A 16910-nucleotide genomic window follows, 5' to 3' on the forward strand; every position below is an offset into this window, starting at 1 on the left:
GCGATCCAGCATTCCGCCTCCGAACACTTGCCCTTGTCGGCGCCAGCATACGGAATGTGGAGATTCGGCCCACGGAATTCTTCGAAGAACCTTTTTTTTGGGGGTGACATGCGTACTTGCACGTCCGCGTGTTTTTGTCGAGAAGCAGGGTAGACGAAGCGATGTCCGCCTGTAGAGGTCAAGTCTCAACTATTCTCAGCATGCGTCCATCTATGGAAGGAAGGGATTTGAACCGCACGGGTTCACCTCTATCGCTACTCCGCCGCCAGTGCAGCCATGGTCTGCGTGAGTGAAACAACCGATCACGTCAGGTGAGCGTGTGTGAACCAGCTTGCGTGGTTGTGAAATGCGCACGCTCTGGAGGTTGGCCGTCCATTGCCTTGCGCGTGTGCAATACGGGTATCGGTCGTGTTCCGATGGCGCTGGCAGTCGGCAGTCGGCAGTCCGACGGTAGCGGATCGGAAGGCAGGCATGCACACACAGGTTGAAGGCGGCGGTTTCGTGACGGGACCGCCGATTTCGGGTTCCGCGCGGTATTTCCCGCCGTGGTTTTGGCACAGTCGGTGGCAGATGGCCTGATGCAACGCTAGGCGGCTCCAGCCGGCCGCTATGTCGGCCACGGAAAATGAGGAAGCCCCCATGAGCGGAGAACGCATCAACAATCGCCCCGTCCAGGCGACGCCCACCCCATCGACGCCCACACCTGCACCCGCCCATACCGCCACGGGGGAAGGGCCGAGCGCGCCCGGCCGCCTTGCAAGCCGCCCTGCAGAGCTCGCGGGCCTCGGCCGGCCGCCTGGGGCATCGTCTTCGTCCAGGTCGTCCGCCAGCAGCCGCTCCAGGCGCGCGAATCTCCAAAGCCGGAATGCGGCGGCAGATTCCCCGTTGGATGAACCGGCTATCGCCGAGGCGAGAAAGACGCTGGACCACGCGATGCGGTACTCCTTTACGTGGCACCAGGTCGCCGCGACGGTGCTGGGCGTGGCGTCGAGGATGTTGCCGCTGGCCAAGAAGGGGGTGAAAACGGCCGACGAGGCCGTGCCCGCGCTTGAGCTGCTTCGGACCCGCAAGCTGATCGCCAATGGCGATGAAGCGTTGGCAGAAATCCTGGATTTGCGCCTCAAGGCGGCGATGATGGGCGTTCAGGCACACAGCAATGTGCTGGCAGAAGCATGGGACCGCAAACAAATGCGCGGCGACAATATGCCCGCGGAGGCGTTACGCGAGCCAGCCTCCGTCACCATCCTGGAAACGCCGGCCGAATTGAAGGTCGCCCATGACGATCTAGTGGCCTATCGCAAGGTGCTGGATCGCTTTGCCGAGACCTGCCGAGACCCGAATACACCCAGCGCCATACGGCCACAGCTCAAGTCGATGTTGCCAATGGTGGCCGCATATCAGGCGCAAAGCAGCCGGTCGCTGCGGATCATGCAGGCCAATGCGGTGTTGAGCACCACCGAGCGCCTAATCCGGATGGCCCACGACCACGGCCTCCAGGACGTCATTGAGCGCACGCAGTCGTTGCGCAATGCACTCCATCACCGTGGCGACGAGGTACCGACCGCACTTTCCGCGTTGGATGCCAAAGCCCATGAGGGCGTGGGCGAAGGGGCCGAGCCGCAAGACCGATTGAGTGCAGAAGACCTGGCCAAGGCGATTGCCGTGGTAGACGAATACGGCAGCGGCGTCGCTCGGGTCGGCACGCTGCTGTGCCTGGACGCGGCCGCACTGATTAAGGCGGACGATACGTCCGGGCTTTGGCAGGCCATGACCGAGGTATCGCTCGCGATTGCTGCGTATCGGGAGAACCTCCTGGACGTCTGCGAGCGGGCGGGTGGCACCAGGCCATCGCCATCTTCCAGCGGCACCGCGCCATCGGCGCCTGTGTCGGAACGCGTTGCTCGCCCCACGGGAGGTGCCAGCGGGCCCAGCCGCAAGCCACGCAAAGGGCGCAAGGGCGCGGGCGGTGCCTCCGTCGCCGCGCCCGCCGAGCCATCCTTGCCTGTCACGCCGGCTCCAGGTGCCGACGCCAAAAAACAGGCGGACATGCTGCTGAAGAAATATCCGTCGGATCGGCTGATGGCGGCACACTCGGCGGCCGACGTGCTGGAAGTTGCGCGGGGCGCCGGCAAGGACACCGCCAGCGTGGCAAACATGATGCGAGACCCCAAGCGCGATGCTGTCAAGACGGCGGACTTCGTGCGTGGAATGGCTCGGGGCTGGTTTGGCGAAGCAGGCCCGCTGCGTCGCCTGCAGGCGGCGCTGCCTGCCGGCGATGAACGCGTAGCGCAATTGACGGAACGCCTTCGGGCCCTGGAATTGATGGAGCACCACCTGAACGCGTGGGAAGCCGATGAGCTGAAGTGCGATCGGCTGCCTCGGCTCAACCATCTCGACCGCTTGCTCAAGGCAGCGGAGATCCAGCACGTGGGCGCGCCGGTCCGTCTGCCTTCAGCAGGGGATGTTGGTGAGCGTGGTTTGCTGTTCGAGATCGCAATCCAGCCCAAGCCACTTTCTAACCGCACGGCGGCGCTTCCCTTGTTCGTGCATTTGCATTTGGCGGAACCGGTCGAGGCGAGTGCGCTGTCTACACTCGAATACAGCGACTTCGCACGGGTGCACTTGAAAACGAAAGAGCAAAGAGCGCTGGGTGCCAAGTGGGAAGACACGATGCACAGACTTGGAAACACCGAGGCAAAGGTGCACCGCGAGCAGATCGGCCCGAGGCTGTTGAGCGAACTGTTTGCGCGGATTCAAACGAAAGCCAGCGTTGCCAGGGCCTAGGGTTTTGCCCCATAAATTCGCCCGTGTAGTCGGACGAATCTATCGATGGTGCAGTCGGCTGTGTCAGTCCAGGCGAAGGGGCTTACAAGCTTCGTGCAGGTGTCGACAAACTTGATGATCTTGTAGGTGAGCTTCTTCGCGCTGTCGAACTCCCTATTGGCCGGGCTTCACCACGGGTATCCACAATGTCAAAATCAAAAGCGCCATCGATCCGGGCACGCAGAACGTCCATCAACGCTGCATGAGGTGTTGTACCCGAAAATGTCCGTAGCCAACGACGGGTAGCAAAGTGGCTGGAGAATTTCTGGTGATCTCACGTTGCAATGGCTGCGTATCTGCTTAGCTGTGAGCGGACAAAAGAAGGGCGACCCACTGGCCGCCCCTTTTTTAGCGATGCGCGTCAGCGCCAGCGCGCCGCGCCTATACGCACTCCAATTAGCGGGACTTCTTTGCAATGTCTTTCGCTGCTTCCTTGACGTCACCCACGTCCTTGCGAGCTTGGCCGCCGGCCTGCTGGAGGTCGCCCTTGAGCTCACGTGCAGGATTGTTCGTCACTTTGCCAAGGGCCTCGTTGACCTTGCCCTTCACTTTCTCGACTGTGCCTTTCACTTGGTCCTTGTTCATGCTCTGCTCCTTTTGAAAATGCGCTCTTGCGCACTGCGGATGCATAGCACTTGGCGTGCCTGGGCTGGATTGTCCGCCACCGTCTTGAGCGCTACTTGCCGAGTTGCTCCGCGAGCCCCCAGAAGTATTCCCTCGGGGCCTTCGATGTAGCACAACCGGTAGGTGAGCCCGTCCCTCGCACCACGCTTACCTTATGTCGAGGTTTCTCCAAGCAACGGCACTACGCATCCGGTGTCCCAAGCGCTTGATTGATCCGCAGCGCCACCAGCGTCCCCACAACGCCTGAGAGCAGGTACAGGCTCACCGCTCCGAGCCCGAACAGCGACGACAGGCCTAGCGCCACGAGCGGCGCGAATGCCGCGCCAAACAGCCAGCCGAAATCGGTCGTCAGGGCAGCACCGGTATAGCGGAATCGGCTTTCGAAGTTGGACGTAACCACGCCGGCCGCCTGGCCGTAAGACAGCCCCAGCAGACCGAAGCCGACCAGGATGAAGATGTCCTGGCCCGCAACACCGCCATCGAGCAGCCATGGCGCGGCCAGGCTAAAGATGCCGATCAGCACGGCCATGGCCGCCAACGTGGTGCGTCGGCCGAAACGGTCTGCAATCAGGCCGGAGACCAGCGTACCCACGAACGCAATCGCTGCGCCGATGATCTGGACGGTCAGCACGGCAGGCACGCTCTGTGTCTTGCGCAGCGACACCCATGACAGCGGAAACACGGTGACCAGGTGGAACAGCGCATAGCTGGCCAGAGCAGCAAAGGCGCCCAGGAAGATGTTGAACCCCTGCGCGTTCACCATCTGCAGGGTGCTGATCGGTTCCAGCTCTCCTTCCTCGAGCAGTTGCGTGTATTCGTGCGTGACCACCAGCCGCAGCCGCGCAAACAGCGCCACAACGTTGATGGCAAAGGCGACGTAAAACGGATACCGCCAGCCCCAGTCGATAAATTCCTCAAACGTCAGGCTGGTATAGAGGAACAAGAACAGCGACCCAGCAATGATGAAGCCGGTGGGCGCGCCCAGTTGCCCGACCATCGCGTACCAGCCGCGCTTGTTTTCGGGGGCGTTCAGGGCCAACAGCGACGGCAGGCCATCCCACGAGCCGCCAAACGCGATGCCCTGCATGAGGCGGAAGAGCGCCAGCAAATAGATCGCCGAGTGGCCGATCGATGCGTACGAGGGCAGGAACGCAATGCCCACGGTGGCCGTGCCAAGCAAGAACAACGACGCCGTCAGCTTGGTGCTGCGCCCCCATCGGCGCTGGATACGCATGAACAGCGCCGTGCCGAACGGGCGGCCGATAAAGGCGAAGGAGAAGACCGTGAAGCTGAACAGCAGCCCCGCCAGTTCACTGGCGAACGGAAAGTAGACCCTAGGGAAAACCAGCACCGAGGCGATGCCGTAGACGAAAAAGTCGAAGTACTCCGACGCTCGCCCGATCACCACGCCTGTGGCGATCTCAGCCGGTGCAACTTCATGGTGTCCTGGTGCGGGGGGGGCAGTGGGCGACGCGCGATGCTGGTGGGTCAGACTTGCCATCGTGGAGTCTCCATCGAGATTCGGGGGAGGGGGATGTCGTACGGCGATCAAAAGTCCGTCATCACAAGACCAGAATAGCGCCTAAACTGCAACGACAAGTCGAAAGATCGTTGGGCCACCCCAGCGCGACGTTAACCAAACGCCACTTCCGAGACCCATGCCACGCTTCAATGCAGTAGTGACACCCCTTGGAGTTACGGGAAGGTCGCTCTGGCGAGGTGCAGCAATTGCCTTGTTGGTGACCCTCGCCGGTTGTAACAACGCCGTGCTGTTATCGCCGGCTGGCGATATGGCGGTGCGACAGCGGGACTTGATCATCATCGCAACATGCCTGATGTTGCTGATCATCGTTCCCGTGATTTTTCTTACGCTGTTGTTTGCGTGGCGATATCGGGAGAGTGCCGAAAATGCGCACTACAACCCCGATTGGGACCATTCCACCGTGCTGGAACTGGCAATCTGGGCCGCGCCGCTGCTGATCATCATCACGCTGGGCGCAGTCACCTGGGTCAGCACCCATCAACTCGATCCGTATCGGCCACTGACGCGGCTGGACCAGCACCGTCCGGTGCCCGCTGAGACCAAGCCGCTCACTGTGGAAGTGGTGGCAATGGACTGGAAGTGGCTGTTCGTCTATCCCGAGCAAGGCATTGCCACTGTCAACGAGCTGGCTGCGCCGGTCGACCGCCCGATTGCCTTCCGGATCACGGCTACCACGGTCATGAATGCGTTCTTCGTGCCGTCGCTGGCAGGTATGGTGTATGCAATGCCGGGCATGGAAACGAAGCTTCATGCGGTGATCAACCGGCCCGGTGTTTATGACGGATTCTCTTCCAACTACAGCGGCGCGGGCTTCTCGCACATGCGGTTCAAGTTCCACGGGCTGTCGAACGAAGCGTTCGATCGGTGGGTCCAGCAGGTCAAGTCGTCGGGCACGCCGCTGTCGAAGGACACCTACCTGAAGCTGGCCAAGCCCAGCGAGAGTGAACCCGTGCAGCGCTACGCCAGCGTGGCGCCAGACCTCTACGACCGCATCCTGAACCGCTGTGTGGACGGCCAGGCCTGCCTGGCGGACACCATGGCGAGCAACCGCAACGTGAGGCGCTTCGACCCGTCGGCGGAAATCTGTACCGCCAGCAATACGGCCGATGCCATGCCCATGTTTGCGCCGGATGCGGCCATCAACGATGGTCGAAGACTGTTGCGTTAGTACAGGGCCGCGCGTCGTCTCGGCCCTTTCAGCTTTTCAGCTCTTTCAGTCCCTTTGACGTTTTTCGCCAACATTGATCGGCCAGAATTGGTCAATACAGGCCCAGGTGACATCCATGACCGAGCGTTCCGAACTCGCCAACATGATCTTTGGCCGCCTGACGTGGGAGGCCATTCCGTATCACGAACCGATCCTGCTCGCCACCTTCGCGGTCGTCGCCCTCGGCGGCCTTGTGCTGGTCGGCGCGCTGACGTACTTCCGCGTCTGGGGCTACCTCTGGCGTGAATGGTTCACCAGCATCGACCACAAGAAGATCGGCATCATGTACGTCGTGCTGGGCATCGTGATGCTGCTGCGCGGCTTTGCCGATGCCGTGATGATGCGGATACAGCAGGCCGTGGCGTTTGGCGACAACCTTGGCTATTTGCCGCCGCACCACTACGACCAGATCTTCACCGCGCACGGCGTGATCATGATCTTCTTCGTGGCCATGCCGCTGGTGACGGGGCTCATGAACTTTGTCATGCCGCTGCAGATCGGCGCGCGCGACGTGGCGTTCCCCTTCCTCAACAACTTCAGCTTCTGGATGACCACGGGCGGCGCCATTCTGGTGATGATGTCGTTGTTCGTGGGCGAATTCGCGCGCACCGGCTGGTTGGCCTATCCGCCGCTATCGGGCATCCTTGCCAGCCCAGATGTGGGGGTCGACTACTACATATGGGCGCTACAGATAGCGGGGGTCGGTACCGTGCTATCGGGCATCAACCTGCTGGTGACCATCGTCAAGATGCGGGCGCCGGGCATGACGCTGATGCGCATGCCGATCTTCACGTGGACGGCGCTGTGCACCAACGCACTGATCGTTGCTGCCTTTCCGGTGCTGACGGCCGCCGTGACGCTGCTCGCCTTGGACCGCTACGTCGGCACCCATTTCTTTACGGTCGAGCAGGGCGGCAGCGCGATGATGTATGTGAACCTGATCTGGATCTGGGGCCACCCCGAGGTCTACATCCTGGTGCTGCCCGCGTTCGGCATCTTCTCGGAAGTGGTGGCCACGTATTCGCGCAAGCGCCTGTTCGGCTACGCGTCCATGGTCTATGCGACCGTCGTGATCACGGTGCTGTCGTACCTGGTCTGGCTCCATCACTTCTTCACCATGGGGTCGGGCGCCAGCGTCAACTCGTTTTTCGGGATCACGACGATGATCATCTCGATCCCGACAGGGGCGAAGATCTTCAATTGGCTGTTCACGATGTACCAGGGCAAGATCCGCTTCGAGCCGCCCATGCTGTGGACCATCGGGTTCATGGTCACGTTTGTCATTGGCGGCATGACCGGCGTGCTGTTGGCGGTGCCGCCGGCGGACTTCTCGCTGCACAACAGCCTGTTCCTGATTGCGCATTTTCATAACGTGATCATCGGGGGCGTGCTATTCGGCCTCATGGCCGGCATTACGTACTGGTTCCCCAAGGCGTTTGGCTACCGCCTCGTGTCGTCGTGGGGCAAGGCGTCGTTCTGGTTCTGGTTTGTCGGCTTCTACGTTGCGTTCATGCCGCTGTACTGGCTGGGCATGCTTGGTGTAACACGCCGCATGAACCATTTCGACGATGCGTCATTGCAGATCTGGTTCCAACTCGCCGCAGTCGGTGCACTGTTGATCGCCATCGGCATAGCGTGTTTCCTGATTCAACTCGTGGTGAGCTTCCTGCGCCGCGAAGAACTGCGTGACACGACGGGTGACCCATGGAACGGTCGCACGCTGGAGTGGTCGACCTCGTCACCGCCTCCGCAGTACAACTTCGCAATGACGCCGCTCGTGCATGATTCCGATGCCTGGTGGCAGATGAAGCAGTATGGTTATCGGCGTCCGCAGGAAGGGTTCAAGCCGATTCACATGCCGAAGGGCACCGCAGCGGGCATCGTGCTGGCGGGGCTGTCCACGCTCTGCGGCTTTGCGCTGATCTGGCATATCTGGTGGCTGGCCATCGTGTCGTTCGCGGCCACGATCTTCTCGGCAATCATTCACACCTTCAACTACAAGCGTGACTACTACATTCCGGCGGAAGAGGTGATCCGGACAGAAGCATCACGCACCCAACTGATGGCAGGCCATGGCTGACACGACCGCACCCCTGCATGTGACCGGCCCAACAGGTACGACCACGGTGGACGACATACCGCCGGGCGGCTACCAGTTCCACGTCACCGAAGAACCCCATGTGCCAAACGGCACGCTGCTCGGGTTCTGGCTCTACCTGATGAGCGATTGCCTGATATTTGCGTGCCTGTTTGCCGCCTATGGCGTGCTGGGCCGCGAGTACGCAGGCGGACCCACCGGGGCGGAACTGTTCGAGCTGCCGCTGGTGGCGCTGAACACGTCGTTCCTGCTGCTGTCGTCCATCACATACGGCTTTGCGATGCTGCAGATGCAGCAGAACAAGGTCCCCGCCATGCAGATCTGGCTGGCCATCACGTGGGTGTTCGGCGCAGCGTTTCTTGCGGTGGAACTCTATGAATTCGCGCACCTGATACACGAGGGCGCGGGGCCGACGCGCAGCGCATTCCTGACCTCGTTCTTCTCGCTGGTCGGCACGCACGGGTTGCACGTGACGTTCGGCCTGATCTGGCTGATTGTGCTGATGCTGCAAGTGTCGAGGCACGGGCTGATCACGGCCAACAAGCGCCGGCTGATGTGCCTGTCGATGTTCTGGCACTTTCTGGACGTTGTCTGGATCGGCGTCTTTACCTTCGTCTACCTGATGGGAACGCTGCCATGAGCGCGCAAGATCAAACGATGAACGGTCACGGTGATGCCCACGGAGGTCATCATCACGAGGAAGAGATCGGACCGCACGCCACGCTGGGCGGCTACCTGACGGGTTTCATGTTGTCAGTTTTCCTGACGGCGATTCCGTTCTGGCTGGTCATGGGCCACGTCTTCGATAGATCATCGACCACGGCGGTGGCGATCCTGCTCATCGGCGCAGTGCAGATCGTGGTGCACATGATTTACTTCCTGCACATGAACGCCAAGTCCGAGGGCGGCTGGAACATGCTCTCGCTGATGTTCACGCTGGTGCTGGTGGTCATCACGCTCAGTGGTTCGCTCTGGGTGATGTACCACCTGAATGCGAACATGATGCCGCACATGCGGCCGCCGGCGCAGTCGGCCCCCGTCAGCCTGCCGCCCCGAACGCAATAGGCCTGCATGCAAGCTCCACAAATCATCGTCACCGACGAGGCGGATGACGAGTCGACCAAGATCATCGGCAACGGGCTGAACCACTTCAACGATATGCACGTCGGCTATGGAGACCGGCAACCGCTGGCGGTGCTGGTCCGCGATCCGCAGAGTGGCGACGTGGTTGGCGGCGCGAGCGGGCGGACATCGTTGGGGCTGCTGTTTCTTGATCTCTTCCATCTGCCCGAGTCGTTGCGCGGCATGGGCATCGGCACAGAGGTGTTGCGCAGGTTTGAAGAAGAAGGGCGCCGCCGCGGGTGTCGCTCGGCGGTGGTTTATACGATCAGTTTTCAAGCGCCGCAGTTTTACGAACGCAACGGCTGGGTACGGTTCGGCGAGATACCGTGCGACCCGCCCGGCACGAGCCGGGTTTTCCTCAGCAAGACGTTGTAAGTCGGGCCCTCAAGGTTTCGGGTTCTCCTGCACAGAGCGGCTTCGCGGTATTCAAGAAAGCAGCTCACTACCGGCTCGGCATCGCTCGTGCGTCTTGATGAAAGCACGGGCGATTCCTTTTTTGCCGCCGGCCAGCGGCACACCACTTTGGCGGGAAACGTGCCCCAGTACGCGCAGCCCAGGTCGATCTGCTGGCATTGGATGACCTGGACCTGCTCTCCGGTATTCATCTCACGCAGGATGATGCCGATGTCTCCCGGCCGCTTGCCGGCCCCGTGGGCAAGCTGGTGGCTGCGCTCTGAGTTGTTGGCGCCCACCGGCGCCCTACACGAAACGCGCGGTGGCACACTTCGCGCACGTTCCCTACGATGACAAGGCAAGTCATACATAACGGGGAAGCGCGCCATGTCCATCTTTGACGAGAACGAGCACCGCGAGGCCTTCTGGGAAACCGTGCGCCAGGCGATTGAAGCGCGCCACCAAGCCGATGAGGCGCGTCGCGCCGGGCGGTTGACTGGGCTGGCAATCGGCCTGTCGGTGGCCGCGCTGGCGGTTGCGCTTATGGCTTGGCGACGCCGGTCCGCAGACGATGCGGCCTAGGGCCGTCTTGCTGTTCCACGCCGATTCTGAGCGCTGCCTTTCCAATTCCCGTTTGCGAACAGGGTTTTGCGCGTCTAAAATGAGAATGATTCTCATTTGTATGGACGCGATGCGTGCGTGTTCTGCGTGCGTCCGGTTGATTTCCGGGAGCCCGCATGCCTGCCGTTCAGCCCCAGCCGCTGTACGACACCGACACGTCCATCGACGCGCTTTATGTGCAGCACTGCGATTGGCTGTTTGCGTGGCTGCGCAAGAAGCTCGCGTGTGCGGAAGAGGCGGCGGACGTGTTGCACGACACCTTCATGCGTGTGCTGGCTGCGCCAGACAAGCTCAATGAAATGCGCGAGCCGCGCGCCTATCTGACCACGACTGCCAAGCATTTGATGATCGACCGGGCGCGTCGTCGACGCGTCGAATACGCGTGCCTGGATGAACTGACGTTGCGGTCCACGCAGTTCGGGCATGCGCTGTCGCCGGAGCAACGCCTTGCGCAGGCGCAGACGTTGCAGCACACGAGCGCGATGCTGGAAACGCTGTCGCCCAGCGCGCGCGAGGCGGTCCGGTTGCGCTACATCGAAGGGCAGTCCCATGCGTGCATTGCCCAACAGCTTGGCAAGTCAACGCGCATGGTGCGCAAGTACCTTGTGCAGGCCGTCGAGCGTTGTGCGACCTGTCGCGATGACCTCATCCAAAAAAAGTTCTGAGGCCGGTTCCGCTTTCGCAGTGTGGATCGTCGATGGCTGTGGAAACCACACGCATCTTCCAACACACCATGCCAAAGCAAACGAACACAACAACGGTTTTTCCATCCGATACGCTCTGCTGTACGACGCTGCGCCCGATCGCACTCGCCGCGCGGCTGGGTTGCGCAGTGCTGCTGGGGAGCGCGCTGCCAACGCAAGTGATGGCGCAGCGTACCACCGGCGAAGTCAGTGCCACGCTGCCCGCTACCACAGCAGTCGGCCGAGGCGAAACGGCGCAAAGCCCCGGTAAAGGCTTCGTTGCCAAGCAGAGCGCAGCCGGCACCAAGACGGATACGCCCATCATCGAAACGCCGCAATCGATCTCGGTGGTGACGCAGCAGCAACTGGACGACCAGAAGCCGCGCGGCATTTCGGAGGCGCTCAACTACACGTCAGGCGCATTCACCGCACTCGTGGGCGCATCCAACCGCTACGACTACGTTGCGTTGCGCGGCTTCAACGACAGCAGTGTCGACAACACCTTGCTCGATGGCCTGCGCCTGATGAGTGACCAGGGCAGCTACAGTTCGTTTCAGGTCGATCCGTATTTCCTGCAGCGCATCGATGTGCTCAAGGGGCCGGGTTCGATCTTGTACGGCCGTGCGTCGCCGGGTGGGGTGGTGGCGCTCACGAGCAAGAAGCCGCTCTTCCAGCCGTATCACGAGGTAGAACTCACGGTTGGCAATCGCAACCGCCTGGAAGGGGCGTTCGACATCTCGGGACCAGTCGACCAGAACGGCGTGATGGCTTTCCGCGTAACAGGTCTGGCGCGGGGCATGGACACGCAATTCGACCACGTGCGCGAACAGCGTTTTGCGATTGCGCCTTCGCTGGCGATCAACTTCACGCCCGATACGCACCTGCTGCTGCAGGCGTATCTGCAGCAGGATCCGGAGGGCGGCTATCACAGCGGCGTGCCGGCAGAAGGCAGCATCTTCCCGCGCAATGGCCGCTACATCTCCCGCTACTTTTTCGATGGTGACCCCACGGTCGAAAAGTACCGCCGCACCGAGCGCATGGTCGGCTATCAGTTCGAGCACGCGTTCAATGATCAACTGACGTTGCGCCAGAACTTCCGCTACGTGTTCGGCGATACGCGCCTGCGGCAAATATACGGCTTCGGCTGGGCCAGTGCGGACGAACTGACGCGCTATTACTCGGGCGCCAAGGAAGCCACGCACGCTTACACGGTCGATAACCAGTTGGAAGGCAAGTTCGTCACGGGTGCGGTCAAGCACACGATGCTGTTCGGCGTCGATTACCAAAGGCGCCACGTGGATGGCTTCTGGGAATCCGGCAGCGCCGACCCCATCAACGCCTTCAACCCGATGTATGGCAGCCCTGGCCTGACCGGCGTCACGGCATCCCCCATCGATCGCTGGCTGGAGCAGACCGGCTTGTACCTGCAGGATCAGATTGCAATCGACCGCTGGCGCTTCACGCTGGGCGTGCGAGAGGACCACGCCAAGGCGTCCAACCTGTACGGTACGGGCACGCCATCGGAGTGGAGCGGCTCGAAGTTCACCAAGCGTGCGGGCGTGGTCTATCTGTTCGACAACGGCATCGCTCCGTACTTCAGCTATTCGGATGGCTTCAACCCGAGCCTGCGTGCAGATCAGCAGGGCAATCTGCTGCAGCCGGCCACGGCCAAGCAGTTCGAGGCAGGCGTGCGTTATCAGCCGAAGGGCTCGAGCACGATGCTGTCGGCGTCGGTGTTCAATCTGGATCAGGAGAATGTGGCGACCAAGCCGGTGGGGCAGATCTACTACGTGCCCAGCGGTAAGATCCGCACGCGCGGCGTCGAGCTGGAAGCGCGGACGCAGGTGACGGACACCGTGGCGGTGCTGGCCAACTACACCTTCACCAACATGAAGTTCATTGAGTCGGCTGAAGGCTTCGTGGGCAATACGCCGTATCAGGTGCCGCGCCATATGGCATCGGCGTGGGTCGATTGGACGTTCATGCCGGGCTACACCGCCGGCGTGGGGCTGCGCTACGTCGGCACAAGCTGGGGTGACAACGCCAACAGCTTCAAGGTGCCGCCGTATACGCTGGTTGACCTGATGCTGCGCATTGACCTGGCACGCTGGGATCCGTCTCTCAAGGGCGCCAGGCTGCAATTTTCCGCCAAGAATCTCTTTAATAAAAACTACGTGGCATCCTGCTTGAGCAGCTCCTATTGTTATTGGGGCGACGCACGTAATGTAATGGCCACCGTTTCTTATCAATGGTAATTACATTTTCTTCACACAGGCATCCTGTTCTGCGTGTAGTATTGTGACTTGACTTGTTGCCCGGCGATTCATTTTCATCGCATCGCCGGGCATATCCAATGTGTTCTCAATATCGCGTTTGCGATATTCATGATCATTCAGCGGCCGGCACGCATCGGCCGTGATCAATCCTCACCTGAATTCACCCAGCCTAGGCGCGGCCTGAAGCGGCTAGCCGACGGAAAGCGTGCGCGCTCCGCCCGCTTGCCCGGCTGGCGTTGCTGGTGCCGTCTTTTTGTAAATGCAGCCTTTGCAAAATCAGGAGGTTCAAGCGTGATGAAATCCGATGTTTATGACTTTATTGCAATTGGTTTGGGGCCATTCAATTTAAGTCTGGCATGTCTGGCAGAGCCAATTGATGGTCTGGACGGTGTGTTTCTTGAGCGTGCCGAGGAATTTAATTGGCACCCTGGCATGCTGATTGATAACACCACATTGCAGAATCCATTCTTGGCCGATCTGGTGAGTCTGGCAGACCCGAAAAGCCGCTTCAGTTTCCTGAACTACTGCAAACAGGAAGGCAAGATCTATTCGTATTACATCCGCGAGAACTTCTACCTGAGCCGAGCGGAATACAACCGCTACTGCAAGTGGGTCATCGCCCAACTTAACAGCGTGCGTTTCCACCACGACGTGGAGGCGCTGGACTATGACGCTCATCGTGGGTGCTATGTCGTCAGCGGGTTCCGTGGCCCGGAGCGCGAGCCGTTCGTACTGCGTGCACGCAAGCTGGTGCTTGGCGTGGGGTCCTCACCTTCGTTCCCCGCATGCGTGCCGCGCGATGGGCATCGCTACCTGCACACTGCCGACTACATTGACGTGCGGGAGGCGCTGCGCGAGAAGCGATCCATCACCATTGTCGGCAGTGGGCAGAGCGCAGCGGAGGTCTACTACGACCTGCTCAAGGAGAGTGACAAGCACGACTACAGCCTAGTCTGGATCACGCGCTCACCGCGCTTCTTCCAGATGGAGAACACCAAGCTGACGCTGGAGATGATTTCTCCGGACTATATCGATTACTTCTTCAACCTGCCGGACAGCCGAAAAGAAAGCATCATCCGCAAGCAGGACAGCCTCTACAAAGGCGTCAACGCAAGCCTGATCAACCAGATCTACGATCTGCTCGACGACAAGCGGCTCGGCGACAGGCGCAAGGCGGGACCGCTGCGCACGCATCTCATCACCAACTGCGAGCTGCAGGCCTGTCGCCACAACCCCGCCACAGACACGTACGAGATCGAGTTTCAGCAGCTCGACAGCGGCGCGCGCTATGCACATCGCACCGAAGGGCTGGTGCTCGCCACCGGTTATGAACAGAACATCCCGGCGTTTCTGGAGGGCATTCGCCACCGTCTGCGGTGGGATGCCAAGGGCCGCTATCAGCTTTCGCGCAACTATGCGGCCGATCTCAACGGCAACGAGGTCTACGTGCAGAACGCCGGCCTGCACACGCATGGCCTGACCAACCCCGACCTCGGGATGAGCTGCTACCGCAACTCCTGCATCATCCGAGAGCTGACGGGGGTGGAGCACTACAAGATCGAGCAGCGCATCGCCATCCAGGACTTTGCGATACCGGCCACGCCCGATTTCATTCCGCTGGCTGCCAAGGGATTGGCCCAGCAGCGCGTGCCGGAAACGGTCGAGGAGACCGCCGGGGTGGCCGCATGACATTGCGCCTCTACATCATCCTGATGACAGCGTTTGCCGTCATTAGCGATGCGATCCTGATTCCCTTCTATCCGCAGTTCTTTGCATCGCGCTATGGGCTGGACAGCCCTGTGCATGTAGGCGCGTATGTCGCCGGTATCTCCATCGCAGTGATGTGCACGTTGCCCCTCTGGGCGCGTGTGGCCAAACGCGTGGAGCCGCTGCACCTGCTGGTCTACACGCAGTTTGCGGCGGGTACCTTCAGCCTGTTGAGCGACTGGGCGCCCGACGTGGTGACGTACTGGGTGCTGTCGATGCTGATGTTCATGTGCAAGAGCAGCTACCTGCTGATGTATCCGTACATGATGCGGCTCACTCCCAAGGCGCAGCACGCCGCCACGGTGGGCATCCTCTCGGTGGTGGTGCACTTTGGCGCCATCTTCGGGGCGGTGGTGGGCGGTTTCGTTCTGCAGACCTGGGGGCCGCGAGCAAGTATCGTCGCCATGGCGGTGGGCGATTTCTTCCAGATGGGGGTGTGCCTGTACCTGATCCGCAGCGGCAAGATCGTGCGTGTCAACTCGGGCGAGCATGCTGAAGCCGCTGCCACCGAGCCACGTCGCACACGTTGGCGTGATCGCCTGCCGATCCTGCGTCTGGCGCTCGTGATGCTGGTGTTTGACTTCAGCGCGTACCTGATTCGCTCGTTTTTTGCCGTGTACTGGCAGCAGGTGTCGGGCCACGACAGTGAGTTTGTTTCAGGCATGGTCTTCGCCATACCGGGTGCCATGGCCATCATGGCGCTGCGCTTGCATGCCCGCATCCGGGCACGCGGCGGTCAGCTGCCCGACCACACGCTGGGCAATCTGCTGCTTGGCGCTGCCGGTTTGCTGCTGCAGGCCGCGCCCAACCCAGGGCTGGTCGTACTCGGCCGCGTGTTGTATGGCTGGGCGCTGTTCCAGATCATCGTCAAGCTTGACGTGAACCTGTTCCGGCTATCCACACCGCAGCGCTATGCGCACGACTACAGCATCACCAATTTCTTCCAGAACCTGGGCGTGCTGCTGTCTTCGTTTGCGGCAGGGGCAATCGTCAACCGCTACGGGTTGCACGTGCCGTTCCTGCTGGCGGCGGGAGGCTTTGCACTGACAGCATTGCTCGATCGCCTGATCCTGAAGGTGCCGAGTGCCACGCACGGCAGCGAAGCGGGCAGGGCAGGCGAACCCGCCAACCTGGAGGCGCCTGCCCATGCCAATTGATAGGCGTGCCATCCACCGCCGCACCGACGCGGGACCTGTGCCGTACACGGATGCCGAGGGCTACACCTTCCGCTTGCTGCGCATTCCGGAAGACATCCCGACGCTGCACCGCTGGTTCCAGCCGGAGCGTGCATCGTTCTGGCTGATGCGCGACAAGACTGAGGCCGAGATCGGTCAGATCTATCAAGAGCTGATGGACTCGGGGCATGCCACGGCCTACCTCGTCTGGCAAGCGGGGCGACCGGTCTTCCTGGCCGAGTGCTACGACCCCGCGCACGACCGCATCCGCGCCTTCTACGACGTGCAGCCCGGCGATTTGGGCATGCATATCTTCATCGGGCCGCCGGATGTGCGCGTGCCGGGCTATACGCGCACGGTGTTCTTCGCGTTGATGCGTTTCATGTTCGAGCACCTGGGGGCGGCGCGCATCGTGGTCGAGCCCGATGCCGCCAACGAACGGATCCACGCCATCAACCGGGCCGCCGGTTTCGTCTACGACCGCAACGTCGCCTTTACCGAAAAGATCGCCAGCCTCGCCTTCTGCTCCCGGCGGGATTTTGAACAGGCTACCGCCGCGACTGCAACCACCGCTTAAC

The 16910-nt window shown here is 61.2% G+C and carries 14 protein-coding genes; 12 read left to right on the top strand and 2 right to left on the bottom strand.

Annotation, left to right across the window (positions count from 1 at the left end):
- The first annotated feature begins 639 nt into the window (after positions 1 to 639).
- Positions 640 to 2784, top strand: a complete 2145-nt coding sequence (locus R2N16_RS20415; protein WP_487384028.1) for a hypothetical protein — start codon at positions 640 to 642, stop codon at positions 2782 to 2784.
- Between the two features lie 435 nt (positions 2785 to 3219).
- Here R2N16_RS20415 and R2N16_RS20420 read toward each other — a convergent pair whose 3' ends face one another.
- The gene (locus R2N16_RS20420) at positions 3220 to 3408 is read right to left on the bottom strand and encodes a CsbD family protein (RefSeq protein ID WP_316668017.1); all 189 of its coding nucleotides are present in this window, start codon (positions 3406 to 3408) and stop codon (positions 3220 to 3222) included.
- 220 nt (positions 3409 to 3628) lie between these two features.
- On the bottom strand, positions 3629 to 4948 hold the full coding sequence (locus R2N16_RS20425; protein WP_316668019.1) for an MFS transporter: 1320 nt from the start codon (positions 4946 to 4948) through the stop codon (positions 3629 to 3631).
- Between the two features lie 157 nt (positions 4949 to 5105).
- On the opposite strand from R2N16_RS20425, the gene cyoA reads away from it, so the two are divergent.
- The 11 genes from cyoA (at position 5106) to R2N16_RS20480 (ending at position 16909) form a co-directional block, all read left to right on the top strand.
- On the top strand, positions 5106 to 6158 hold the full coding sequence (gene cyoA / locus R2N16_RS20430; protein ID WP_316668021.1) for a ubiquinol oxidase subunit II: 1053 nt from the start codon (positions 5106 to 5108) through the stop codon (positions 6156 to 6158).
- Between the two features lie 115 nt (positions 6159 to 6273).
- Complete coding sequence (cyoB, locus tag R2N16_RS20435; protein WP_316668023.1) at positions 6274 to 8277, top strand: cytochrome o ubiquinol oxidase subunit I; 2004 nt, start codon at positions 6274 to 6276, stop codon at positions 8275 to 8277.
- Complete coding sequence (gene cyoC / locus R2N16_RS20440; protein WP_316668025.1) at positions 8270 to 8935, top strand: cytochrome o ubiquinol oxidase subunit III; 666 nt, start codon at positions 8270 to 8272, stop codon at positions 8933 to 8935. Before cyoB ends, cyoC begins: the two co-directional genes overlap by 8 nt.
- Positions 8932 to 9360, top strand: a complete 429-nt coding sequence (gene cyoD / locus R2N16_RS20445; protein WP_316668027.1) for a cytochrome o ubiquinol oxidase subunit IV — start codon at positions 8932 to 8934, stop codon at positions 9358 to 9360. Before cyoC ends, cyoD begins: the two co-directional genes overlap by 4 nt.
- Positions 9361 to 9366: 6 nt before the next feature.
- On the top strand, positions 9367 to 9792 hold the full coding sequence (locus R2N16_RS20450) for a GNAT family N-acetyltransferase (RefSeq protein WP_316668029.1): 426 nt from the start codon (positions 9367 to 9369) through the stop codon (positions 9790 to 9792).
- A 405-nt stretch (positions 9793 to 10197) separates the two neighbouring features.
- Positions 10198 to 10392 (top strand): hypothetical protein, encoded by a 195-nt coding sequence (locus tag R2N16_RS20455; protein ID WP_316668031.1) that lies wholly within the window; start codon positions 10198 to 10200, stop codon positions 10390 to 10392.
- 155 nt (positions 10393 to 10547) lie between these two features.
- Entirely contained in the window at positions 10548 to 11096 is a 549-nt protein-coding gene (locus R2N16_RS20460) for a sigma-70 family RNA polymerase sigma factor (protein ID WP_316668032.1), read from the top strand.
- 68 nt (positions 11097 to 11164) lie between these two features.
- The gene (locus R2N16_RS20465; RefSeq protein WP_316668033.1) at positions 11165 to 13369 is read left to right on the top strand and encodes a TonB-dependent siderophore receptor; all 2205 of its coding nucleotides are present in this window, start codon (positions 11165 to 11167) and stop codon (positions 13367 to 13369) included.
- A gap of 129 nt (positions 13370 to 13498) precedes the next feature.
- Entirely contained in the window at positions 13499 to 15079 is a 1581-nt protein-coding gene (locus R2N16_RS20470; RefSeq protein WP_316668035.1) for a lysine N(6)-hydroxylase/L-ornithine N(5)-oxygenase family protein, read from the top strand.
- Positions 15076 to 16314, top strand: a complete 1239-nt coding sequence (locus R2N16_RS20475; RefSeq protein WP_316668037.1) for an MFS transporter — start codon at positions 15076 to 15078, stop codon at positions 16312 to 16314. Before R2N16_RS20470 ends, R2N16_RS20475 begins: the two co-directional genes overlap by 4 nt.
- Positions 16304 to 16909, top strand: coding sequence for a GNAT family N-acetyltransferase (locus R2N16_RS20480; protein WP_316668039.1), 606 nt, complete (start codon positions 16304 to 16306; stop codon positions 16907 to 16909). The genes R2N16_RS20475 and R2N16_RS20480 overlap by 11 nt, the downstream gene beginning before the upstream one ends.
- Position 16910: the final 1 nt, after the last annotated feature.

The organism is Ralstonia psammae (assembly GCF_958405935.1).
Taxonomy (GTDB): Bacteria; Pseudomonadota; Gammaproteobacteria; order Burkholderiales; family Burkholderiaceae; genus Ralstonia; species Ralstonia psammae.